This window comes from Enterobacter sp. fkY84-1 (genome assembly GCF_052974705.1).
Map to the genome: position 1 here is coordinate 3615078 of NZ_CP169393.1, position 22226 is coordinate 3637303.

Below are 22226 nucleotides of genomic sequence, written 5' to 3' on the forward strand. Positions count from 1 at the left end.
GTAATCAATCTAATAAAAGGAATTTTTATGAATCAATCTAATATCATCCCACGATCATTGCGAACACACTGTGTCAGTGTCCGTCTTAATAACTCGGAACTTCAATTACTCAACACAAAACGAGGTTCTACATCTAAAGGCGAATGGTTACGTATGGCTTCCTTGCAGAAGCTCCCCATGAATGTACCTCCTGTAAACATCGAAACATGGAAGACTCTGGGTGAGATCAATCAGAAGCTAAACCGTATCGCTCTTCATATCGATAGTAAGAGTAAAGATAGCCAGCTTACTCATACAGAGCTTTTCGCTGTGAAGCGACAATTGGAAGAGCTTCGCCAGCACCTGCTAAATGCTGACACATGGAGCAAACCCTATGAAGGGTATGCGGAAGATCAAGAGGGGTAAGAACTTTGCTGGTGTGGTCCAATATGCATTGAAGCCAGGTTCACATCATAAAAGTGATCCAATCGTCATTGGCGGGAACATGTTAGGTGATTCAGCCTGTGAACTGATCGCAGAATTCGATAGCACCAAGCATCTTCGCCAGGATGTCGCAAAACCAGTTTGGCACAACTCGCTACGATTGCCTGATGGAGAAATATTATCGAATGACCAATGGGTAACCATCGCTGACGACTACATGAAGAGGATAGGGTTCAGTGATACTCATCTCCGTTGCTATGTGCTTCATGACGACGATGGCCAGCATATACACATCATTGCCAGCAGGATCGACATGGCCGGTGGGAAGCTCTACTTGGGTAGGAACGAAAATCTTATAAGCACACGGATCATTAGTGAACTCGAAATCGCTCACGGTCTGACAGTGACCAAGGCAGCACCTTCCATTACACCAAAGCAACAGAAGCGAATAAAAGTTTCCCGTAATGAACAGATGCTTTCAGAACGGACTGGCCTTCCCTCCCCTAAAGAAGCTCTACAACAAATACTTGATAAAAGTTTGACTGATAAACCTGACCTTTTAACTTTTATCAAAAGGCTGGAAGAAGCCGAAGTCGGCTGGACAGCGAATGTCGCTTCTACCGGGAAAATGAACGGGTTCTCATTCTCATACCGCGATATAGCTTTCAAAGCTTCGCAATTGGGTAAGGGCTACTCTTGGGCAAATCTTAGTAACAGGCTCAACTACAACCTAGGCGATCTAGAAGCTCTGCGATCCAGCACACCGGCAAAAGACCACCCTGCTCCTGCTCCTGCTCCTGCTCCTGCTCCTGCTCCTGCTCCTGCTCCTGCTCCTGCTCCTGCTCCTGCTCCTGCTCCTGCTCCTGCTCCTGCTCCTGCTCCTGCTCCTGCTCCTGCTCCTGCTCCTGCAAAAGATGTTGCAACAACGGATATTCCAATGGAAAGCATAAGTGAAAAAATTGCTGAACTCGAACTGCGACTCAGAAAAGACAGAAGAAAAGAAATAGTAGAAAAGATTCTTCAAAAAAACGCAGTACAACAGCAAAAGCATCTCAGGCTTATCGGCTGGCTTCCATTTCTTAGAAGGCTTGCAGAGCTTCTCCGAAGCTATGGTGTGAGCATTCTTCACAAGCCCCTCCCTGGATTCTCAAAACTCTATACAACCCGACCTCTACATAAAGAAAGAAAAATTCATTTATAGACAATAGCTTACCACTTAACCCCGACTGCAATATCAGTTAGCAAGTGGTAGATTTAGGATAAGTCAACAATAAATTGATCGTTATTACAGATCGATAACCTATTTATGATAGCCTCCGCCTATCATGATTCAAACATCGATCGGTACAAGTGATTTTACTAAAGATAATTATTCATCGAGAATCCCTGAAAAGAGCCTGATGATTTTTAAGCAATAGCAGTATCAGGAACCGATTGTAAAAATGGAGTTAATATGAATAACGAAACCATTAAGTGTCCGTTCTGCTTCAAAGAGAGCCAGTTTGGTGTCCGTGTCTGCACTGGCTGTCATTCAACAATCAAATATGGCGAAGTTTCACCCTGGTTATCGTTGTTCATAGGATTTATTTTATTAGCAATTGCCTACATCATACTTTATATAAGTCAAAGTTTTTTAGTAGCTATCATTATTTTGTTGGTATTAATGATTTCTACAAGATTGTATATCCGTAAAAAATTCGCACATAGAGCAACTTTCACGCACCAACATTAATAAAGGGATTTAAAATGAAAACATATACTATCATAACAATCATTCTTTCAACTTTTTTATTAACAGCCTGTAATTCTGAACCATCAGACAAAGACATCTATAATGCATTCAAAAGTATTGTAGATAGAACAAACGCCAGTATGAAAGCTTTCGACTCAAGAGTCTCAGAAAAGGATCTTTTAAGAATCGACTATGTGAAGAAAGTTAGCTGCTCAGAGGAAGCAAACAATGTTTATAACTGCATTGTCGATGCCTCTATTAGTAATATGAAACAGACAAAGCCTGTTAAGCTTGTGAAAGCAGATGGTATCTGGAAAGAAGTTCAGTAGTAGCCTGTATCAATAAGTCTTTTTTAGCCCCTGCTTAGGGGCTTTTTATTGCCTTATAACCTGACGGCTCTTACGCGAACTTCATGAGTTAACTCTTTCTCGATTACTTTCATTTCATATTGTGCTCTGACAGTACCATAGATTTCTTCTGCTTTTTCTTGATTGTTATCAATATAGTTAACGAGAGAATTTAGCTCCCTAAGAACCCCTTCTTTGTTATTTAATCGTTGTAGTAGATTGCTCGTCAAACTTTTGTATACCGAACTGAACATGGTCATCACATTGTCTATATTGCAATCCGATTTCGAATAAATTCCTTTAGGATAGAAATACTTCAAATGGTATCCTACAAAAATTAAGTAAAGCTGGTATGAGAAACTTTTATCTCTGGGATGGTATCTTTTTGAGATATACTTATCGACAATAATGATAAGTTGCTCTTCCAGAGTAAACTCTGGATTGATATTGATTTTGTCCATAAAATGCATCCTTGCAAAACATAGTTATAGTCATCCTGACTATATATAAACTTATCGAGTTTATTTAATTTGTCAATAGGCAAAAACTATTAACTCAACATTTAACACATTTATACTAATTTTATCAGAAGTGCCGATTACTCAAGTCAATGTCGCTCAATGGTGGGTAGATCTTCATTCAACTGGTGTTCTTCCATTCCATGCTTATAAGCATTATATTGCCACTTCACAAACTGTTCTTTTAAATTTTTATTCTGTTCTTCGAGGTGATGAACTCTTTTCTCAAGATTTGCAATTCTCGCAGCAGCAATCTTCAGATTGGCTGGTTTCCTGACCTCATTATCCGTAGCCCGGATACCTTTCTTTCTGTTCTGATAGGCTTCAACAATATCTTTATTCATGTTCAGAGATTGTCTTGTCGGTTTTTTACCGATTAATGGTTCAACAGCATTACATATTTCATCCCATGTAATTTTGTCATTATCCCAAACAATTATTGTATTTATGATTGTACCTATATCATTTCGGTTAAGATGTTTTGCCATATGCTTCTCCTGTTTTACTCTATATATTTATCATTCCCATTATTTTCGAGATTTTCAAATTTATTTAATACTCGCCCAAGCTGAGTGAAACTTTCCCCACCGGGTTTTATACGTGAACCGTCTGGTATTTCGTTATTTGAAAGGATTGCGATCAATTCATTCAATCGAGTAAGGGTCAGTTCATGATGCTGAACCCATCGGTCAGCACCCAGTTCTTCTTCCGTCATTGACTCCCTGGCTCTGAAGAGAAGCCCTTCTGTCATATTGTGCCTTTCCTTGAGCCGCTGGAGCTTCTCTTCTTCGCCTTTCACACAAACTTGCTCGTTGCAGTTGATACAATCCCTGAACTTGTCGCAGGGGCTCATCATATAGTCATGAACACAGTAGCCGAACTCGGTGACATGAACTGCACCATGTTCCCAGAGATTGATCATACCCGGAGTAACAGGAAGGTTGGGCTCTACGGAATCAATCATGAAGGCCTGTGAGCCGATAGTGCTGATATCCAGTGTCTCGGCCTTACGGAGCATGTCATCTTCTGATACGTGGTTGTAAACCGGGTTTTGGGTAACCAGTGTTCTTCCGGACCACTTCGCCAGGTCGAGATCTGACATCCCGTTTCGCTGTCCAATCGTATTGAGTAAATGACGAGGCTGATGGCTTCTCAAATGCAGAGCTTTTCCTTCCGGGCCAATATAGCGATGTCTGGTAAATATGTTTTCAAACCTTAGCCCCTCATACTTATTCTCAGAAATATCTATCATGAAAATATTTTTAGTTGGTTTCTGTAACTCGTAAATGATAGTTTCATTTCTTTTCTCCAGTTGATGGGTATTCACCAGGCAAAGTGCATTGCTGTATTTTATGCCTTTATTTTTATCATACCATGGAAAACCTTCTGGTAATCTGGACAGGATAATTTCCCATAATGAGTTCATGGTGTAATTTTTCTGGCTATTATAAAAACTCACTCCAGATAAAAACTTTACGTTCCCATTTTTTCTTTCAAGGTTATATCCTAATCCTTCACATATCTGCCAGGGTTTTAATATTTCGTTTTCTCCTGTTTCAGGAAGGCTATCCCGTCTGAAGAATGTAGATGGATTCTCCTCCACCCACTGTGCGAATTCACGGGCATTTTTTGAAAGTTTCTTTAACCTTTCTATTGCCCTCCTGGCAACGGGAACCATAACGTCTGGAATCCATTTAATGTCCGCACCATAACCCTTGAGGGAGTAAAACCTTAGCCCATACCTTTCCACCCCGTTAGAGTCTGTTTCCGTAATCTCGCAATCACAGGGAAGTGCCAAAATCTCCGATATCCGACTGGGAGCACACATCAGGAGCGCAAAAATTGAAGTAGTAAAAATATCCCGGCAACTCAATGCCTCATCAGGCAGTGAGAAGATCTCTGCCATAGCATTCAAAGCCGTTTCATCCGGAAGTTTACTTAACCTTGCTTCATCTGCTTTTTTAGACACACGGTTAACAGGTTCCGGTGGTTTTATTGGGCTGACCCATGAAAGGACACCCGCGATCAATAGACCATTTTCACCAAGGAACTTCACAAATTTCTGAAGTTCCAGTCCATAATCATAGGCCGGATGTTCTTTGTAAAGACTCTTGATGGTTTGGATGGCTTCATCAAGAACAGGTATGCTGACCCCGGTGATATTTGCATTTTTATTGGCCATCAGTAATGTTTGTTCGACAACTTTTAATATGGTCAATGAAGCTGACAGCTTCCATCTGCTTTTGGTTAAAGCCGACTGATATCTCATATAAGCTTTAGCAAAATCGATATACTCCTCATCGAGTAATTGTTCTTTATCTGTTTTTACCTTACGTTTTAAATTTATTTTGGTAAAAACAGCGACACCTCTCCACTCGTAAGACTCCCAGTTAAAATCACTCCCTAAAGCGGTAAGATCGTATCTGCAAAATCGGATAAACTCTTTCAGATTTAACTCTGCATTTATATCAATCTTTTTCCTGAAGAATAATACATTACTATCGGTCATATGGATTTATTCCCCTTGTGTGAGCTTCGCATTATGTTGCAGTGGTTAATTACTTCCTTTACAGCAATGATCGTTCTGTCGAGCGATTCCGTTACAATTCTGTCGTTAGTTATGCTGTATATTCGTTCTCTTTCGCCAATCAAATACTGATAAACCTTTTCATGCGGTCCATCCAGCCAGGGGGTAAAATGCATACATGTATAACAAGGAATGGGGACATTAGCTGAACATGTGGAACATTGCTGACAACTGCCAGTGTCTTCGCCATCATTATTTTTAATTTTTATACCTAGAGTTATGTCATATTCAATATCTTCTTTTCTTTTTACTTGACCTCTGAACACGCATGATATTCCAGTCAATGCCTGCCCCATAGTTTTATCAATCTTATAAGCATTATCAACATGATTCTGAACATAGACTCCTACACTCTTAATCGTGGAGTGATCAAGTAGCTCTGCGATAATGAATTCTCCATAGCCTTCTCTTGCTGCTCGTGTTCCTAACGTATAACGAAACCTTCTGGCATTTATATGTAAGGATTCCCCAGTCCTTTCTGAGAAGACATTTTCCTTCTTGATGACAACTTTCAAAACCTCTGTTAATTTCCCTCTATAATGATGCAATACATCAGTTTTTAAATAAAAGTCTAAACTAACACTTTTATCAATTAATCCAATTTTATTTTTTGAAATAAAAAGTGGCACATCTTTACTCTCTTCAGTAGTAAGTTGTCTACCCATAAATTCAGACAGCATTGCCAAAGAATCTTTGGCTTGTTTACAAACCAGTTCATATAGATCTTTGGTGATTCTGAACGTTCGAAACTCTTCTCTGAATCCTAAGCCTTGTTTAATTCGTGGTATATTTAAAAGATAATAAATTTCACCCTCTTCTTTTGAAACCTTAAGGATATCTGTTATCTTCATCTGAGTTACTTGCAAGGGTCTACGACCTGTGTGGCTGATAATAAGTGCCATAGTTAACATAAAAAGAGATATTTCTTTTTTCTCGTACGCTCTTATTGCTCCCTCGTTAAATTCTTGCAATTCAATATCAGTCAAAGGACCTTGTATGGGTTCTTTTCTTTTAACGACATCACCTGGCTTTCCGTTAACAAGTTTCCATGTTTTCATTATCTGTACAGCTTCCGAAGCTATTCCATTGTAGCCAAGAGAGTACCATTTAGTGATAAATATCCTCAGACGAAATAATAATTCATCCTTAACATGCTTTTTGCTTCTGAAATTTAAAACTGAAGCTTTACTGACATATACGCATTGCTCTTCCTTTATAAAAGCAAGAAATGCTCCATGTATCTTGGAGGCAAAACTTGCGCTATAATCCCTCGCAAATAGTGCAATTGTATTTAGATATCCTTCTTTTAAATTGTCGTTAAGAACATCAGTAACTGCTTTTTTATTTATCTGATTGTTTCTGTCAAGTACCCATACATCTTCTTGTGGTGAAAAATAATACCCATCCATTTTAGCTGGAATAAGATCTTTACTCATTAACACTTTATGTACTGAATTCATTCAACCTCCCCTTTTTTATTAATATCTTCCTGTAGTTTTATTGCGACTTTATGTGATTTATCCTGAATAAATCTTTTGTTATATATCTGTGCAGTTCCAGAGCCGGGAGTCCATCCCATAAGATTAGAACGCATTTTTTCTTGTTCAGCCTCACTTACTCGCTCAGGCATCTCATCTAATTTTTTAGAGAATTCATAGTTCCAGGTATGTCTGAGTTTGTGCCCCGTAAGATTGCAAAGCTCAGGCATGACATTTCTGATGCTATCGATAACTTTATGGTAAGCCATGCTCGATAAAGGCATACCTTGTGTTGGGCCAGACTTATGGGTTACGAAAAGGTACTCATGCTTTCTGGCATTCTTAAACTTCCTACGGACACTGGTAATGTAATTGTGCAATTCTTTTGCCAATGCCGAAGATAGAGGTAGTTTTCTTTCCATCGTCTTAACCAATGGTTGTTTAACTCGTGGATCGTTCTTATCATCAGCCCGACGACGGATAGCCAGACTGGAATCACTAAAGTTAATATCCGATATACGAATATTAAGAAGCTCTCCCGACCTTATTCCCAAAGAATAAAGCACCAGAATAATAAGTCGGTTTCTTATCTGAAGATTTTCACCGAATGGATTAAATGCCGCTCCACATTTTATGACTTCTAATAAATGATTAATTTGGTTTCCATCAAGAGATTTTTCTGGTTGGTCTTGACGGCTGCGCCTTCTTAGTTTTGGTCTTCTCTCTCTAATCTTATCGACGAATTCATTTATACTTCCTTGTTGCTGTTTAAGTATCTGACTTAACCAACTCAAATAGTTTGCTATATTGGTTAATCTGAAGTGTTTGGTTGCACGGTTTACAACATTCCTCTTCCTGACAGTATATGGAAGAATTTTTTTTAACCGGGTCTTCTTCTCACTATAATCTCTTAAAGCATCTATTTCATTAATGCTCAGATACTTTCCTGAAATAATTCTTTCCTCAATATTGATATCTCTTTCAGATAAGAAATTACAGAATAATGAGATGGCACCGGCCACCAACTCAACTGTTGATATTGAATCACTTTTGTTTCTGATTTGAGTAGTTATATATAAAGCAGGATAATAAAGGGGAATCCCGCTGCCTTTATCTAATACAAGACAATATCTTTCTCCACCACTCATAATAAATGTATTTATAGTTGTCTTTTTCATTAAACCTCCTGTTATTTACAATTTCATATATCTCTAACATATTATTTTTTAGTTTTCAAAAATTTTTACACTAAAATATCTACGACACTTATTATTAATGCCGCAACACAAATTATTTTACGCATTGATAATAACTATATATAATTTCTTTTCTATTAACCTGATTTAGATAATATCATCCACAACCATAGTTAATCTGATACTCCAGATATGTTATGTAAATTTAAAAGTCAAATATTTGTAGTTAATTTTTATTATTTTTTACATTTTATTTTGTTCTTCAAGTTTTTTGACTTGCTCTCTAATAGCATCATCAAGAACTACATCAACAATAGAATTACCGAATCCATACCAGATTGAATTGCACAAAAAACTCATCAATACTCCCTTGTAATCACCTACTATTGGTTCTCCATATTTATTTGGAAGTGTCTCAAAACAGGCTTTAAGATCGTCTTCATACATGATTACAGTACACATCAGTTTTCCATTTATCACGCTATTGTTATTTATTGTAATAATTTGGGGTTTGTTGGTTTTGGATTTGTTGCCTTTGGTTTTCTTAGCTTTCATATTAAATACCTCTTATAATGGTTATGGTAGTTATTAGGTATATCTACAAACTTTTATCTGTTTTACAACTAATGATTTCATTCAATACAATGTCGAAGTATTGCCTTGAATAAAATCCTTAACTCATCAGCCGATTTAATAATTGAGATCCATACCTCATAAATATTAATTTGCTCATTGGCTCCAAGCATATTGATTGCTTTAAATGGTCCGCTCGTGTTTCCAACAAGATACTGGCTCAGCAAATAAACAGCTTCTCTAGTAAACTTGTCATCAGCGAGTTCAGCAATGGCATCAAGATCAAAAATCTCGTTAAACAACCTCTCACCAAGGTTGCACATATGATTCTCACTTACAAAGCATTCAATATTCATTTTCCCTCTCCCGCTCAGGCAACATTTTTTCTGGTTGTTTCAATAACAGACTGAATCCATTCCTCGACTTCACTTTCAACGAAGGCAATAGCGCGAAGTCCAATCTTGACCGGCTGCGGGAAGCGACCTTTGCTGATCAGGTGGTAGATCCATGCCTTGCCGTAACCGGTTCGAGCGATGACTTCTGGTAGACGGATGAGACGGGTTGGTTGATTGTTCATTTTGTTTTCCCCTTGTCGTTGCGATGGGGCTACTATACAAATCTTCGAGAAAAGAAAGGAGTGAAGCTCCTGAGACGGAGGTTATCGACGTTGGTGCTGCCCAGAGTCGGGGAATTTCACGTTGCCTGAACTTCCCCAGTTCTGAACAGTGCCAGCAGAGTTGAGCTACCCGTGATCGGGTGACCGTGGGACACAATTAGCGGTACGACCCCATGAACATCTCCTGTGTGCCAGAAGCGGACGTATTCACTCTACACTAAGTTAATCAACCGGGAGCAGGTCAATGGTATAATGATAAATTGCTTATTTAAACAGGAGGTTTAATGCGCCTATCAAGATCATTATGTAAAGCCGTAGGCGACACGTTAGCTAACACGGCGTCACATTCAGCACTTGAAAATCTTTTTATAACTGCAGGAGCACCGGGCAACCCTGAGGGTACTCATAGTGTCAGATGGAAGAACTGGCTCTACATAGCCGGACAAGATCCTGAGACGGATAGCTTGGCGGTCTTGGGAAGCGTCATTGAAGAATTCATGGATTCACCACCTTCAGAAAATAGCGACAAATATAGTGAGTGGCAAGATAAGAAAGCCAACCTTGAAGCCGTATTACATGATAACGGCCTTAGATATTACCGCTTTGGGAGAGTGTTGCCTTTAGGTCAAATCCCCTCCACTGATATCCCCAATGAGGAAACTATTCAAGCGCTACAACAACCCGTAATGCCTACAAAAGTTGAGGTACTGCTTGAAAGGTTAGTTAAAGGGTTGCATCGAGCTATGCATCCTCTTACGCATAGAAGAAGAGGTAGCCAGCCTCTTACGTTTGACAGTGAGTATGACGTGCAAGATTTACTCCACTCTCTGTTGAGACCCTGGATTCAGGATATACGACCCGAAGAGTATACCCCTAGCTATGCGGGCTCCAGTACCAGAATGGATTTCCTTCTTCCAGTGCATGAATTGGTGCTGGAAACAAAAATTGTACGAGATCGCTCACATGCTAAAAAAGTAGGTGATGAGCTTATCATCGATATTGAACATTACAGGCGACACAGCCGCTGTAAGAACCTATGGTGCGTAATATATGATCCTAATCATTACATAACTAATGCACCAGGCCTGATAGCAGATTTGGAGGGAGTGAGAAACTCAAAACATGGTGAGGTAACTGTAAAAGTCTATGTTATATGTAGTTAAGGATTATCTAATTTAACAACTTTTTAATCCTAACCAGTTATACCGCCAGTACTAAGGCCAAATTTAGTTGACCAAGAGACTGTCGCATTCGCTTTTACGTCTTTTCAGGTATTTACTGTGGCTTGCAGTTGGGTGCTCCAATTGGCGATTCACTGGCACTAAATGCACGATGACTAAGGACGAAGAGCGCGGCTTTACCACGTTTAATCACCTCAAAGCCTTTCGTATAATGAGGTGAGACGCCTTCTGCAAAAGGATTTCTTCGTGGATCTCTTTCCCGATATTGAACAGGCTGTACCTTTACCCCATGAAGAAGTGCTTCGCTACATGGTATGTAAAATCCGTGATAACCGATCGGAAGAATGGCTTACAGAGATGTGCAGGAAAAATAACCTTTCCGATGTCTGTCAGGATTATCTTCAAAAGGGAGTGCTGAAGGCTCTGGAGGGTGAACCTGATGTGAGCTTTTACCCACCAAGACTGACGATTGAGCTGGTGCCCCGAACATGCTGGTTCGATAACGTCAGAAGTGCGGTATCTTCAATGGACTGGAAACGGTTAAGGCAACAAACGGCCAGAACAGCAGGGTGGAAATGCCAGGTCTGCGGCGGAAAGGGGCCCCGATGGCCTGTAGAGTGCCATGAAATCTGGCATTACGATGATGACCATCAGTATCAGACCCTCAAAGGGCTCATCGCGTTATGCCCTTCATGCCATGAAGTCAAACATATGGGGTTCAGCGAGCTCCGGGGTAAAAAGGACGAAGCGGTGGCTCATCTGGCTCTGGTCAACGGCTGGTCTCTTCAGGGCGCATTTGACTATGTGGATGAAGCTTTTGACGTATGGCGGGCACGATCTCGTCATACCTGGCAACTGGATATCTCGTGGCTCGAAACGCATGGGATTAAACTCAAGGATGAGACAGCAGCAGAGGGCGACAACATTCCTCCTGAAAATCAGCTTTCACTGGAGCTTGAGGTTCCGCCTGTCGCGATGGAGAGCACTGCAGTGTCCGCCGTCGTGGAACAAGAAAGCAATTCTTGCGAGATGGGGCAAATCCTGAAGGACAAAACTGTATCCCGCTCATCGTCCGCATGGCCAGCGTTCTGGTCAGTCTGCCAGCGAGTGTTCTACCGGGTGAAAAAGGTGATACGGGAGCAGTGGTGAATAAACCCGTGGCGATGCATTCCCGGTGAGAGAGGCGAATGAGTTCAGAGCCGGATCAAAACGCATCGCTGTTTTCATGATGTTATTTCGATCTGACTGGCGATAAGTGTATCCACTTTACTCTGTACCGGCGTCAACAGATCGACACCGGTCTCCGTTACATGGATAGAGATGATGAGACTGTAGCGTATTTCAGAATCATAGCGGGTCAGAGCACGCCGTAATTTCCACCAGTGCTGCCTCCGGGTCAACGGTTTGGTTGTTGGCAATGGAAGGGCAAAGCTTGTACAGGAGATATGTCATTGATTTTTGTATGTTGGAATGAGTGTCCGCTTTGTGCCAGAAGCGGACGTACCCAACATCTGCATGGTCTGCTTCTTTGAGAATAAATCTCACTGCATAGCCATGCAGACGCATCGGAAATATAACGGACGTTTCGGGGATTCTTGCCAGAGCAATGTGCCAGAAACAGCCCGCCCACCTTGAAATCGTGCTAAGGGGATCTCAGGGGAGCAGCGGGCAAGAACTCTTATGTTAAATGATAGCAGTATTCGATTTCGCTAAGAGAGTTGCAGTTCCACTCTTTAAGATACATTTATATACTTTTTAATACTTATGTTGACTTTGTATTTTATGTCTATATAGTGTGCTTCATACTTTCAAAGGAGATGCACATGAAAGATTCGGCTGTAGTGGTTTTTACCGCACGTGGTTTTGACCGTTTGTTAAGTGATGGAGGTTCTGGCTCATGGGTTCTAAGCGAGAAGCGCGCCTCTCGCTGCAAGTACGTAGTCTGTGTACAGAACAGAGATCCTGCAGATAATCATAATGATGACTGGGGAAGTGTTTCTGCCTCTCATAAAAACGCATTTTTTATCGGCAAAATCTCCGATGTGGTCGTTTCCCCCGAATGGGATGGTTCGCGTCCAACAAGGTGGCTGATTAAAGTTAGTGAGTATGCAAAGGTTGCATACCCAAACATGTGGGATGGAGCAAGAAACCCTGTTGCTTATTCATCATTAACTGATTTAGGTATTGATGAAAATGATTTAAATTTCAATAAAATGCCAGATGTTGATGTCAAGAGTCCAAAAATAGACCAGAAAAAAGAACCTTATCCAGATGGAATCTCCATTCAGCAAGCTAAGATACTTTTATCTAAAAAGTATGAGGTTTCTGAAGAAAGTATAGAGATAATTATTCGGGCGTAATCACAACTTTCCTTTTGGCTTGGGAACATCTTTTAAATTGATTAGAGGCTATATGGATAAAGCATGGGACGGTAATTTCCGAGATATCCCGTTGGAGCACTTCGAAAAAATGAAGTCAAAAGCCCGAACGCTAGCTGAGGTGAAAATAAGCCCTTCCGATGTAAAAGCGAATGATAAAAATATTTTCATCCGTATCGGGATGTCAGGCACTGGTGTTAGGCCTAACTATCAGGTTGAACTCCCAAATGGCTTGGTCATAGCAATTAACGGGATAAACCACGAAAGGTTTGGTGTAGAAGAGTTCGATAAACAATGGGTTTCTAAGGCTTATAGCATCGAGAAACTTAACAATATGCGCATGTTTGGCGGAGTTTTAGAAACAGAGAATGCTTAGCTAAACCTACTATAAGACTCCCGCTTGGCTAAAGGTCGCCGGCGGGATGTCATGTTCATAGATCTTGTCCGGAAGGCTCACTTGAGGATAAGCAGAGTGCTCCTAGAAAAGCTAAGGTTGCTTGAGCAGCCTTCATCGCGGCAGGCTCAACGATCGGGAGTGATTTCTCCACCCTGGATTCCTCGAAATTACCTGCTCAGGAGAGATAGTTGATCGTTCAGAGATGATCACGGTGCTATTAAGTGAGAAAACTGCATTGCCTATTTTTAGCAACAATTTCCGGCTCACCGAAATGGCGGGAGGCTACGCCATGCTTCATTACCGGACGTCTTATGCTGACGGCAGCCGTCCTGCATTGCATTCCTCGTACTGGTTTTATTCGGATGAAGCACAGTTAACTCTGTTTTTTCACCAAGGGACGCCAGCTGCAGGCAATGCTTAGTTCCGTAGCAAGATGTTATCTTTAATTTGGCAGAGTTTACCTGCCGCGAACATTTTGATGTCCGCTTCTCGCTCAAAGCAGTCCTTCAGTGTCACGTGCTTGTCTGCTGTGTGCCAAAAGCGGAAATTCACTCCATAGTCTCTCAAGTGGTAGATTAAACCCGTACCGACAACAGGTTAAAAATGCAGAGTGTTTATGCTATCGTTACTGTGAATTTATATAGTTACCATGGACATCATAAGATGAAGAAAGTTATCTTATTCCTTTGCCAAGGATTAGAAGAGTATGAGGCTAGTGTATTCACAGATACTATTGGCTGGACAACAACATACGGATTAGAACCCATAGAATTAGTGACAGTTGGTCTACGTCAAAAAGTTAAATGCGCCTGGAATTTCACTATCGAACCAGAATATCAACTACATGAAATTGATGATGATGGCTTTGACGCCATAGCCATTCCTGGGGGGATGAGTCGGGCCGGTTTTTATGAAGATGCATTTGATGAGCGCCTTCTAAGGCTTATTCAAAAATTTAACGCAAAAAACAAGATTATTGCTTCTGTTTGCGTAGGTGCCTTAGCAATTGCCAAGAGTGGCGCTTTACAAGGAAGAACGGGCACAACGTATCATCTGAGCAGTAAACGTCAAGCTCAGTTGCTAGAAATGGGAGTCCATGTTGTTCAGCACCCTATAGTGGTGGACGGAAATATTATTACGTCTCAAAGTCCGGCAACAGCTATTAATGTAGCATTTACTTTAATAGAAAAGCTGACATCTAGAGCTAATGTTGAACGAATAAAAGAAGGTATGGGATTTGCCCCCCTCTCTATCGATCCATCCGGAATGTAGTCCTCTTCTCGCTCATTACAGACTTTCTGTTCCAAGAGGTTGTCCACTTAGTGCCAAGAGCGGAAGTTCCTAACGTCATGCTGCATTCGTTTAAGGGGAGCAGATCAGCACTTCTCAAACATGGGCAGTCTCTAGGGCATTTGAAGCTTTTGATAAGTACTATAGTTGCCGTTAGTTATTCTTAATCTGCTGTAGAACTTGTCCTTCCCTAAGTTAACTACTCGACAAAGTTGTACCTCAACTGAATAAAGTACAGTAAAAAGGGAGATTTTTTCTTTTCTTCGAACAAGTAATTTTGAAACATCATACTGCACTGCATGTTTTTAAATATACTACTATTTTGTCATTATCCATTCTATTCTGAATATTAACATAAATAGACTGATAATATTTACCATGAGCATTAACACTATTAATTATAATAAAGCTCAACACCCTCAAAGAACCCCCTCTAATTATGACCTTGCATCATAGCTGAGTGGTTATAATAAACACAAGCAGGCAAGCATTCTACCTTCAGGAGTTAATGCATCACTTTTTAATATATGTCCTGCCGTTGATAGTTCCTTTTGAATTTCATTAATCCTTTTTACTGCAAAGTCATTTATATGATTAGATTGCGCATGCACCTTCAACCAAAAATTTTTAATATTTGAGAAAACATAGACTGCATGTAGTAAACCACGTTCATTTCGGCCCTCTCCTTTCCAGGGGGAAAATACATTATCAGTTAACAATTTATCATGGAACAAAGGTAATAAATGCTCCATAGCTGTTAACTGTAAATGCAGAGTTTCATGAATAATCCCTTCAACAAATCTTTCAGCAGCGTATTTCTCTTCATATTTTGGGACATTAGTGAATACATCGAATGGTATGCAAGGATCACTGAAACTCACATCAAAATCTTCACACTCAGATAATAATGGATGGAAGTTAATTGCAAATGCCTTTATCGAACTATGCATGTTTTTTGAAAAAAATAATAAAGACTCAATTTTGGACAATAACATTTCATATTCTGATAATGAAAATTCATTTTTGTCGCAGAAAGTTAATCCCATTTTTTCCCAATCTACTTTCTCCATTTCATCCAAAAACTTAGGTACTAAATAATCAATCCCCATTATTTTAATGCCGGGTTCTACTACGCATACATCATCTACGGAATTTATATTTTGTGATAACAGAAAGTTATCACGTAAATAAAATGGTGAGTTTTCATTCCAACCTAAAGGAGAACATATAAAATCAGATATTTTCATTTCCCTTCCTGTAAAATGAGTAAATTATAGTATATCTTTCAAAATCGTATACCTGACTAACCGCATGATGTGAGTTCTGTGATATCTCAAATCCTTGAACTGAACCATGAAGTGGAGGAATTATTTTTTCTAAGGATTCCGGCTCATCCTTAGAAAAGATCATAAAATAACCACCATTCTCTTCTTTCCAATTTTTATTAAAATGAAACAAAATACGATGTGACTCTTGCCCTTCAATAAAATCATTATGAATTTTTATTTTGTCGCCTGATATTAATTTATGCGCAACAATATCCACTTTATTTTTCAGAACCACATCAAATTTATTTTCTATAAAACTTTTCAATTCATCACAAAAAAAATTCTCCTTGAGGAAAAGAATCTCATCTGGTAATTTCGCATCATATAAACTAAATTCATACTGGTCATAAAAATATTCATTAACCCTTTTCCAAGAATTAGTAGATATCAACCATTGCAAAATACCCTCGGTGACATTAGAACTAATACAGGAATTACAAAAGAAATGATTAAATGGGAAAATTTCTATCTCACTCTTCCATAGATTTTTTAACATACCCCCCCACTTTATACTCATAATAATTTAGACCGCTGCAAGAATTTTTTAACTGTACTAATCACTATCTTATGATCCGCACAATATATTGATGGGTTATCAAACCCCCTAGTTTTACTCCATCGATATAATGGCATTCCACCACCACATACATCTTTATATTCACACAACTGGCATTCTGCTGATAAAGGTGAAGATGATTTCGTATAAATTATATATTCTTCACTTTCTACTACTTCCATTAATGAAGTATTATGTACCGACGGACGTCCTTTGAAAAAATCGACACCTTCAAATGATGCTCTCAGTGTATCATTCTTTCTAATCTCGCCATCAGATTCAATTATCAAAATACCAAACTCATTATTTCCTTTCCCTTCTTTTATTGGAGAACCGCCCAAATAAATCTTGAGAATATCATCCAGTATTTTTATCGGTACAGGATTGCTATCTTCCATATAGAGTTCAAATACTTTAGCTAACCACTCACCATATTCAGTAGTTTGAAGATCTTTTTTTCCATAAGGCATCCTATCATAATTTCCATCCTGAAATAGAAAATCTATACTTGGAGAGTTTATACTCTTCAGATAATGATATGTATCCTCAGCAGGAATATTCGGTTGTATAACTGATAATGTCCCTGCAAACAAGAAGGTGTGATCTTGGTGTGAGCTTAATTTTTCAATTCCATTAATTACATCCTCAAAACTACTGTTACCACCACGTGTAAACCTCGCGATATCATTAGCTTTTCTTGTTCCGTCAATACTAACCGAAATGCTTACTCTATATTTTGAACATAAGTTCAAAATTTTCTCAGTTATCAAAACACCATTGGTTTGTATACTTATAGGGTATTTTTGAGGATTTAAACCTCTTCTTAAACCTGATAATAAAGTCTCAAGTCTTCTTTCCCCCAAAAGAAGTGGTTCACCTCCATGTAAAACTATGGCAAATCCAGTTACCTGCAAAAGACTATATTCCGTAATCCTTTCTACCACTTTTTCTATCGTGGCATCATTCATCCTATAGGGTTGATCCTGCCAGCTTGTATCAGCCCCGCGATATACATAGCAGTAGGTGCAATCCAAATTGCACCTACTGGCCGTCTTGATTAAAATTGTATCAAGCATAGAAATTTAACGGTTATGCCGATTATGGACTCGATCATAACGGCTACCTACCGTTGTGTTTTTATCATTTCTAACTTCTTCCATCAGTCTAGATAACACCGGGTTTGCCCCTCTGTAACCATCTGTTTTTAAAATTTTTTTTGCTTCTTCTGCTTGGTTTTGCATCATACTATCCTCATTGAAATTGTTATCAAAATAGTACAATAATAAGAATAATCTGTAAATTTATTTTTAATTACTTGATTTTTAAAATAATTTCGGAAAAGATTAATTGTAACCATTTGATAGATATACATTTAATTTTCCTTACAATCCAAAGAAGAAAACTATCAAAACCAACAAAACAATCCGTAAAATCTATCTGAATACTGCATAAAAGTAGCATTATTTGACTATTCAGGCTATTTAAGCGTATTGTTCTTTCATTGCTCACTGATATTTTGGGGCTGTTAGAGAAAAACTATTTATGTAGATCTATTTTAACTCATGGTTTATTATTATCTTCGCTTTTATAATTTAGATTCTCCACTTTTATTTCTCTCCCCCCCTCAATAAAATTAGTATATTCTTTAACTACACGACATAGAGCCCAAATTTGACAGGTGCAGGAAACTTGCCATCGTTGATCAGACGATAGATCCATGCTTTTCCGTAGCAAGATCGTTCGATAACTTCTGTTAGGCGTATGAGGCGGGTTGGTTGATTGTTCATTTTGTTTTAACTTGTCGTTGCGGTGGAGTCACTATACGAACACTTGGGAAAAGAAAGGAGTGAGACTCCTGAAGCGGAGGTTCTTCGCTACTATGCAGGATGATTTTCTCGAAGTTGGTGCCGTACAGAACAGGGGAACTTGAGAGTATCTGAAATTCCCCTATTTCGCTGAAGGTGTGTCTACGGTTGCGGCCATATCTAGATGGGAGTAATGGTTGATCAATTTACATCTCACGGCCACATATTGCTGATATAGAGGCAATGACAACTCAAGGCTAAATTTTTCTACCATTAACGAATTTCATAGTTCTGATTTACACATAAATATCATAAAATTTTAGCACTAATCTTTTATATGAATTAGAGTATCCTTTATATATAATAATTAATTTTATTTCCTTTGCCGGCACAAAAATTTGGTATTGAATAACCAATCTAGATCCTTCTTCATTTATTCCAAAAATTAAATTTGATATTTTCTTTTATAGATGTTAAATAAAAAATAATTAAATCTATTAATAGGAGAGAATATGAATAAGATATCTATAGCATCACTTATTACAGCATTAATTTTCATTTCATTTAGCTATAAAGTAAATGCTAATGATATTGAAAATTCATCAGCAATTCCTGTAACCCACTCAATACCCACATCATTAAAAAACCCCTATAACAGTTATTCGGGCGAAACTATTAAGTATGAATTGAAAGTTTATGAGAATAAAAGCACCAAGATATATGATGAGAAAAAAAAGACCGGAGTGTTTGATAATAACTCTAATGCGATAAATGACATAGATCATCATACTTTCAAATTTATCACAATAAAAATATCTCATAATAATTCCTTGGAATTACTCACTTTTAAGGAATCATTAAATCCTGAATCGATACCATCAGGTAATAATTTTTTAATGTTCGTTCAAAAGTTAGATAAAGAACATTACCAATATGTTTTACTGGAACTGCCAGATTTTCATGGCAGTAGTAATTATTATCTAGACAATCCAATAAAGAGTTTATTTTATGAAAGAAGAAAAGTAATAATTAGAAAAGGTCAATCATTAAGAATAGAGATCAGAAATAATGGAGTACAACGGATTTATATTCTAACCACCAAAGAACAAAGTTAAAAAAATTAGAAAGGGCAACTGAAGTCGCCCTGCAACTACACTATTGGTTCATTAACGTATAGACAGGCTGCATCTTTTTATTAAATCTAAATTCAAGCAAATAATTCTTACCTTTAATTGCCACGTTAACTGGCACACCTTCAGTAAGATATAATCGTCCATTCTCAGGTGTAACTATAATTGATAATCCTTTTTTATTCACTCCACCGCCAGAAGCTTCTTCCATCTCTATAATAAAATCAGGAGAGAAGACCACCTTTTGACCACCACCGATTATACTTATTGGCAGTTTTAGTTCACTTTCTTCTTTATTTAATATTTGTGAGGATATGTTTCGTTCTTCTTTGATATTACCTAAAAATAAAGGTGTAATTTTTTCTACACAATCTCGATAACTGGCATTATCCATTTGCTGATGTTCCCTAAGAACTTGTTGTACACCATCCCACTCACTCTTTGTAAGAGCAACCTTTGCATCAGCCGCTACTTTTCCTGCAAACTTAAGTCCAACTTTAACATCACCAGTGGCAAGAACCTGAACATCCCATTTTTGCCCTTCGCTACCAGGAGCCAGGCAAACACTATTGACGCTTTTAGTAACCTCATCTAATACAGTATCTGCAAAAGCAATATGACTGAAGCTTATTAAAAATGATACTAACCAATGTTTAATTTTCATCACTGACCCCAGAAAATATTCTTTCTGTTAATGCAAGCCGTTATAAGTAACCAACTTTTTAACGGCTCGTTTTTGATAAAGTATTCTTCAAGTATTAGATAGCGAAATCTTCCAGCTTCTTACCACTTTCAATAGCAGCGGTGATAGCTTTCGGAGTTCGCCCCTGACCTGTCCAAGACTTCTCATCACCGTTTTCATCAATGTATTTGTATTTAGCCGGTCGTGGTTCACGGCTGGATTTTGGCTTAGAGGAAGAACTCAGACCAGAAAGCAATTCTGCTGGATCAATGCCATCCTCAAGGAGTTGCTGACGAAAAGCTTCGAGCTTGGCCTGTCGTTCTTCCTTATCTTTCCGAAATGTAACTTCTTCTTGCCGACGATCTTCAACCACCGTAGTCAGTTTCTCCAGCATTTCTTCAAGATTTTCAAGAGAAAACTCACGAGACTGAGCACGAAGTGTACGAATGTTGTTTAATATTTTAAGAGACTCACTCATTTTTTTATCCTTCCTGGTGATGTTTAGGCACATTAACTTCTTAATGTGTTTCACAAAAAAATGCAAGGGTTTATATTGGAAATACTAAGAAAAGCATCCTGTAAAAAATGCTTTTGATTAAATATAATAACCACCTTAACATGAGTACAGAGAAACGCCTTCATCCTAATAGTTGGTTAACGACAAGAATGAATATAAAATCCATTCATGATTCTAAGTTAAAGCATTCGCTATTATTTCATTTTTATTTGTATACTCCCCCCAAGGCATATTCAATACACATCAAAAACACCATCAAACAATAGCCAGCAAACTCAATTTTAAAATAATTTTATTGGCTGTAATCGAACTTTTACACATTACCCACCTTAGAAATTAAAACATTCTCAATATAACCAAGAATTAGGGATGTCATTTTTCAATCCGATAGTTTCATAACATCATTAACTTTCATTTCTTTCAAATGACTATTTTTGTTCATGAAGTAATTGAATTGTCGGATAAAGTCAGTTGTGCAGGATTTAAGAGCCAAAGGCCTGTCGGTATCTTTGATTTGGCTGGACTGCCTCATTTCGCTTTCTTCGTCATCGTCTGTATATAGTAGTCTGGATAACCTGTCGTCAGAGACACGGATTTTTTTAACGGCTGCCCACACCAGGATATCCAGCATAGGTATTACACGATAACTGATGAGTTTCTTGATAGTTCCGTATCCAAAACGAACAGATTCCAATGGGTTTTCATCAATACCCTTAACTTTACGCCATTGCGGTAATGCCGCTTTAAGCGACTCTGCAATCTCTTCGTCTGTGCCACTGGCCAAATCTATCTCGAACATGACTGTTCGTGTAAACTGATCTGGCATAATGTCTGAAAGTGATACCTCTCGAAGCTCTGCGTTTATAGAATAATTGTCACCTTCATGCCAAAGAAAACCTCCACGTTGCATTGCAATAATGCTCGTTTCAGCGAGACGATCCAGGGTTGTTAGAAAAAAATGGGGAGGCTGGAAAAGTTTGTTAGCAGGAGTCATGTATCCCAGTTGCCCTTCTTCGATTAAAAAAGGGTTGCCACTGAAAATCTTTGAGAAGTAACCCATAAGAGTTCTGCTCTCAAACTCTTCCCGATACTCCTTAAAGAACAAGTTCCGGGCCCATATCTCATGGTAGAACTGGATCAATGAGAGGTCTTCAAATTTGCGATATGTATCAATCTTAAACCAACTTTTGATGTCTTTTGTATGCTCTGGTGACCAATTGTTCAAAATTCATTCTCCACCTATGCTGGTACTGCCTTACGGATACAATCCAGTTATGCTTAAAAACTACCGTATTCACTAATCGGTGGAAAGCAGATCCTACTTGCACAGTTCAGCTACCAACAGGGAGTTGAACTGAAGAGTTTGTTATCTTTTGATACAATTTGCCAATCGGCTAATCGTGAGAACTCATACCATTGAGATTTATGGTTCCTTTTTAGAACCACTCATAAAATTAAAAGTTTAAATACCATTGAAAATCAATGAAATGAA

25 protein-coding genes and 1 pseudogene are annotated in these 22226 nt (G+C 38.6%); 10 read left to right on the forward strand and 16 right to left on the reverse strand.

What is annotated here, in order from left to right; genetic code table 11:
• Nucleotides 1-27 precede the first annotated feature (27 nt).
• The 4 genes from ACEPLT_RS17220 (at nt 28) to ACEPLT_RS17235 (ending at nt 2484) form a co-directional block, all read left to right on the forward strand.
• Complete coding sequence (locus ACEPLT_RS17220) at nt 28-405, forward strand: hypothetical protein (RefSeq protein ID WP_077258525.1); 378 nt, start codon at nt 28-30, stop codon at nt 403-405.
• The gene (locus tag ACEPLT_RS17225; RefSeq protein WP_251893841.1) at nt 374-1624 is read left to right on the forward strand and encodes a relaxase/mobilization nuclease domain-containing protein; all 1251 of its coding nucleotides are present in this window, start codon (nt 374-376) and stop codon (nt 1622-1624) included. The genes ACEPLT_RS17220 and ACEPLT_RS17225 overlap by 32 nt, the downstream gene beginning before the upstream one ends.
• A 252-nt stretch (nt 1625-1876) precedes the next feature.
• Nucleotides 1877-2155, forward strand: a complete 279-nt coding sequence (locus ACEPLT_RS17230; RefSeq protein WP_071994616.1) for a hypothetical protein — start codon at nt 1877-1879, stop codon at nt 2153-2155.
• A gap of 14 nt (nt 2156-2169) precedes the next feature.
• A complete protein-coding gene (locus ACEPLT_RS17235; protein ID WP_032410499.1) occupies nt 2170-2484 on the forward strand; it encodes a hypothetical protein in 315 nt (104 codons plus the stop codon).
• Between the two features lie 53 nt (nt 2485-2537).
• Here the strand turns inward: ACEPLT_RS17235 and ACEPLT_RS17240 are convergent, their stop codons facing one another.
• The 8 genes from ACEPLT_RS17240 to ACEPLT_RS17275 form a co-directional block, all read right to left on the reverse strand.
• Nucleotides 2538-2963 carry a hypothetical protein gene (locus ACEPLT_RS17240; protein WP_032410500.1) on the reverse strand — a complete coding sequence of 142 codons (426 nt, stop codon included), beginning with the start codon at nt 2961-2963 and terminating at the stop codon, nt 2538-2540.
• Between the two features lie 146 nt (nt 2964-3109).
• Complete coding sequence (locus tag ACEPLT_RS17245; protein WP_032410502.1) at nt 3110-3508, reverse strand: hypothetical protein; 399 nt, start codon at nt 3506-3508, stop codon at nt 3110-3112.
• 14 nt (nt 3509-3522) lie between these two features.
• On the reverse strand, nt 3523-5529 hold the full coding sequence (locus tag ACEPLT_RS17250) for an integrase (RefSeq protein WP_045340185.1): 2007 nt from the start codon (nt 5527-5529) through the stop codon (nt 3523-3525).
• Nucleotides 5526-7067 (reverse strand): site-specific integrase, encoded by a 1542-nt coding sequence (locus ACEPLT_RS17255; RefSeq protein WP_045340182.1) that lies wholly within the window; start codon nt 7065-7067, stop codon nt 5526-5528. Before ACEPLT_RS17255 ends, ACEPLT_RS17250 begins: the two co-directional genes overlap by 4 nt.
• The gene (locus tag ACEPLT_RS17260) at nt 7064-8263 is read right to left on the reverse strand and encodes a tyrosine-type recombinase/integrase (RefSeq protein ID WP_000753912.1); all 1200 of its coding nucleotides are present in this window, start codon (nt 8261-8263) and stop codon (nt 7064-7066) included. The genes ACEPLT_RS17255 and ACEPLT_RS17260 overlap by 4 nt, the downstream gene beginning before the upstream one ends.
• A 261-nt stretch (nt 8264-8524) precedes the next feature.
• Nucleotides 8525-8836 carry a hypothetical protein gene (locus ACEPLT_RS17265; protein WP_032410507.1) on the reverse strand — a complete coding sequence of 104 codons (312 nt, stop codon included), beginning with the start codon at nt 8834-8836 and terminating at the stop codon, nt 8525-8527.
• Nucleotides 8837-8913: 77 nt separating this feature from the next.
• Nucleotides 8914-9210, reverse strand: coding sequence for a hypothetical protein (locus ACEPLT_RS17270; RefSeq protein ID WP_032410508.1), 297 nt, complete (start codon nt 9208-9210; stop codon nt 8914-8916).
• A 14-nt stretch (nt 9211-9224) separates the two neighbouring features.
• Nucleotides 9225-9431: a helix-turn-helix transcriptional regulator gene (locus tag ACEPLT_RS17275; protein WP_001064743.1), complete on the reverse strand. Its 207-nt coding sequence runs from the start codon at nt 9429-9431 to the stop codon at nt 9225-9227.
• A gap of 323 nt (nt 9432-9754) precedes the next feature.
• Here ACEPLT_RS17275 and ACEPLT_RS17280 point away from each other — a divergent pair, with 323 nt between their 5' ends.
• The 5 genes from ACEPLT_RS17280 (at nt 9755) to ACEPLT_RS17300 (ending at nt 14698) form a co-directional block, all read left to right on the forward strand.
• On the forward strand, nt 9755-10633 hold the full coding sequence (locus ACEPLT_RS17280; RefSeq protein WP_032410509.1) for a PD-(D/E)XK nuclease domain-containing protein: 879 nt from the start codon (nt 9755-9757) through the stop codon (nt 10631-10633).
• A gap of 264 nt (nt 10634-10897) precedes the next feature.
• Entirely contained in the window at nt 10898-11800 is a 903-nt protein-coding gene (locus ACEPLT_RS17285) for an HNH endonuclease (protein WP_032410510.1), read from the forward strand.
• 674 nt (nt 11801-12474) lie between these two features.
• The gene (locus ACEPLT_RS17290) at nt 12475-13011 is read left to right on the forward strand and encodes a hypothetical protein (RefSeq protein WP_052685708.1); all 537 of its coding nucleotides are present in this window, start codon (nt 12475-12477) and stop codon (nt 13009-13011) included.
• Between the two features lie 52 nt (nt 13012-13063).
• Nucleotides 13064-13405, forward strand: a complete 342-nt coding sequence (locus ACEPLT_RS17295) for a hypothetical protein (protein ID WP_045340177.1) — start codon at nt 13064-13066, stop codon at nt 13403-13405.
• 684 nt (nt 13406-14089) lie between these two features.
• Nucleotides 14090-14698, forward strand: a complete 609-nt coding sequence (locus ACEPLT_RS17300) for a DJ-1/PfpI family protein (RefSeq protein ID WP_024190459.1) — start codon at nt 14090-14092, stop codon at nt 14696-14698.
• A gap of 482 nt (nt 14699-15180) precedes the next feature.
• Here ACEPLT_RS17300 and ACEPLT_RS17305 read toward each other — a convergent pair whose 3' ends face one another.
• The 5 genes and pseudogenes from ACEPLT_RS17305 to ACEPLT_RS17325 all read right to left on the reverse strand — a co-directional run.
• Nucleotides 15181-15963, reverse strand: a complete 783-nt coding sequence (locus tag ACEPLT_RS17305) for an aKG-HExxH-type peptide beta-hydroxylase (protein WP_227506394.1) — start codon at nt 15961-15963, stop codon at nt 15181-15183.
• Nucleotides 15950-16540 (reverse strand): cyclophane-containing peptide 2OG-Fe(II) oxygenase YhhC, encoded by a 591-nt coding sequence (gene yhhC / locus ACEPLT_RS17310; RefSeq protein WP_032410513.1) that lies wholly within the window; start codon nt 16538-16540, stop codon nt 15950-15952. Before yhhC ends, ACEPLT_RS17305 begins: the two co-directional genes overlap by 14 nt.
• A gap of 17 nt (nt 16541-16557) precedes the next feature.
• Nucleotides 16558-17676 (reverse strand): cyclophane-forming radical SAM/SPASM peptide maturase YhhB, encoded by a 1119-nt coding sequence (gene yhhB / locus ACEPLT_RS17315; protein WP_045340175.1) that lies wholly within the window; start codon nt 17674-17676, stop codon nt 16558-16560.
• Nucleotides 17677-17682: 6 nt separating this feature from the next.
• Nucleotides 17683-17844 (reverse strand): YhhA family cyclophane-containing RiPP, encoded by a 162-nt coding sequence (gene yhhA / locus ACEPLT_RS17320; RefSeq protein ID WP_072044463.1) that lies wholly within the window; start codon nt 17842-17844, stop codon nt 17683-17685.
• Nucleotides 17845-18264: 420 nt separating this feature from the next.
• A pseudogene (locus ACEPLT_RS17325) lies at nt 18265-18387 on the reverse strand (helix-turn-helix transcriptional regulator); the annotation flags it as partial.
• A 530-nt stretch (nt 18388-18917) separates the two neighbouring features.
• Between ACEPLT_RS17325 and ACEPLT_RS17330 the strand changes: the two are divergent.
• On the forward strand, nt 18918-19520 hold the full coding sequence (locus tag ACEPLT_RS17330) for a hypothetical protein (protein ID WP_072001264.1): 603 nt from the start codon (nt 18918-18920) through the stop codon (nt 19518-19520).
• Between the two features lie 40 nt (nt 19521-19560).
• Here ACEPLT_RS17330 and ACEPLT_RS17335 read toward each other — a convergent pair whose 3' ends face one another.
• From ACEPLT_RS17335 to ACEPLT_RS17345, 3 genes are all read right to left on the reverse strand, one after another.
• Nucleotides 19561-20199: a hypothetical protein gene (locus ACEPLT_RS17335; protein ID WP_032410515.1), complete on the reverse strand. Its 639-nt coding sequence runs from the start codon at nt 20197-20199 to the stop codon at nt 19561-19563.
• Between the two features lie 94 nt (nt 20200-20293).
• Nucleotides 20294-20695, reverse strand: coding sequence for an H-NS family histone-like protein (locus ACEPLT_RS17340; RefSeq protein ID WP_032410867.1), 402 nt, complete (start codon nt 20693-20695; stop codon nt 20294-20296).
• Between the two features lie 418 nt (nt 20696-21113).
• Complete coding sequence (locus ACEPLT_RS17345; RefSeq protein WP_032410516.1) at nt 21114-21959, reverse strand: DUF6387 family protein; 846 nt, start codon at nt 21957-21959, stop codon at nt 21114-21116.
• Between the last annotated feature and the right edge of the window lie 267 nt (nt 21960-22226).

Bases quoted from the DNA above. Each gene is read 5' to 3' on its own strand.
- ACEPLT_RS17230 (WP_071994616.1), top strand. From the start codon at position 1,877: ATGAATAACGAAACCATTAAGTGTCCGTTCTGCTTCAAAGAGAGCCAG.
- ACEPLT_RS17275 (WP_001064743.1), bottom strand. From the start codon at position 9,431: ATGAACAATCAACCAACCCGTCTCATCCGTCTACCAGAAGTCATCGCT.
- ACEPLT_RS17260 (WP_000753912.1), bottom strand. From the start codon at position 8,263: ATGAAAAAGACAACTATAAATACATTTATTATGAGTGGTGGAGAAAGA.
- yhhA (WP_072044463.1), bottom strand. From the start codon at position 17,844: ATGATGCAAAACCAAGCAGAAGAAGCAAAAAAAATTTTAAAAACAGAT.
- ACEPLT_RS17240 (WP_032410500.1), bottom strand. From the start codon at position 2,963: ATGGACAAAATCAATATCAATCCAGAGTTTACTCTGGAAGAGCAACTT.
- ACEPLT_RS17245 (WP_032410502.1), bottom strand. From the start codon at position 3,508: ATGGCAAAACATCTTAACCGAAATGATATAGGTACAATCATAAATACA.
- ACEPLT_RS17290 (WP_052685708.1), top strand. From the start codon at position 12,475: ATGAAAGATTCGGCTGTAGTGGTTTTTACCGCACGTGGTTTTGACCGT.
- ACEPLT_RS17295 (WP_045340177.1), top strand. From the start codon at position 13,064: ATGGATAAAGCATGGGACGGTAATTTCCGAGATATCCCGTTGGAGCAC.
- yhhB (WP_045340175.1), bottom strand. From the start codon at position 17,676: ATGCTTGATACAATTTTAATCAAGACGGCCAGTAGGTGCAATTTGGAT.
- ACEPLT_RS17250 (WP_045340185.1), bottom strand. From the start codon at position 5,529: ATGACCGATAGTAATGTATTATTCTTCAGGAAAAAGATTGATATAAAT.
- ACEPLT_RS17225 (WP_251893841.1), top strand. From the start codon at position 374: ATGAAGGGTATGCGGAAGATCAAGAGGGGTAAGAACTTTGCTGGTGTG.
- ACEPLT_RS17305 (WP_227506394.1), bottom strand. From the start codon at position 15,963: ATGAAAATATCTGATTTTATATGTTCTCCTTTAGGTTGGAATGAAAAC.
- ACEPLT_RS17340 (WP_032410867.1), bottom strand. From the start codon at position 20,695: ATGAGTGAGTCTCTTAAAATATTAAACAACATTCGTACACTTCGTGCT.
- ACEPLT_RS17265 (WP_032410507.1), bottom strand. From the start codon at position 8,836: ATGAAAGCTAAGAAAACCAAAGGCAACAAATCCAAAACCAACAAACCC.
- yhhC (WP_032410513.1), bottom strand. From the start codon at position 16,540: ATGTTAAAAAATCTATGGAAGAGTGAGATAGAAATTTTCCCATTTAAT.
- ACEPLT_RS17220 (WP_077258525.1), top strand. From the start codon at position 28: ATGAATCAATCTAATATCATCCCACGATCATTGCGAACACACTGTGTC.
- ACEPLT_RS17280 (WP_032410509.1), top strand. From the start codon at position 9,755: ATGCGCCTATCAAGATCATTATGTAAAGCCGTAGGCGACACGTTAGCT.
- ACEPLT_RS17255 (WP_045340182.1), bottom strand. From the start codon at position 7,067: ATGAATTCAGTACATAAAGTGTTAATGAGTAAAGATCTTATTCCAGCT.
- ACEPLT_RS17330 (WP_072001264.1), top strand. From the start codon at position 18,918: ATGAATAAGATATCTATAGCATCACTTATTACAGCATTAATTTTCATT.
- ACEPLT_RS17335 (WP_032410515.1), bottom strand. From the start codon at position 20,199: ATGAAAATTAAACATTGGTTAGTATCATTTTTAATAAGCTTCAGTCAT.
- ACEPLT_RS17270 (WP_032410508.1), bottom strand. From the start codon at position 9,210: ATGAATATTGAATGCTTTGTAAGTGAGAATCATATGTGCAACCTTGGT.
- ACEPLT_RS17235 (WP_032410499.1), top strand. From the start codon at position 2,170: ATGAAAACATATACTATCATAACAATCATTCTTTCAACTTTTTTATTA.
- ACEPLT_RS17300 (WP_024190459.1), top strand. From the start codon at position 14,090: ATGAAGAAAGTTATCTTATTCCTTTGCCAAGGATTAGAAGAGTATGAG.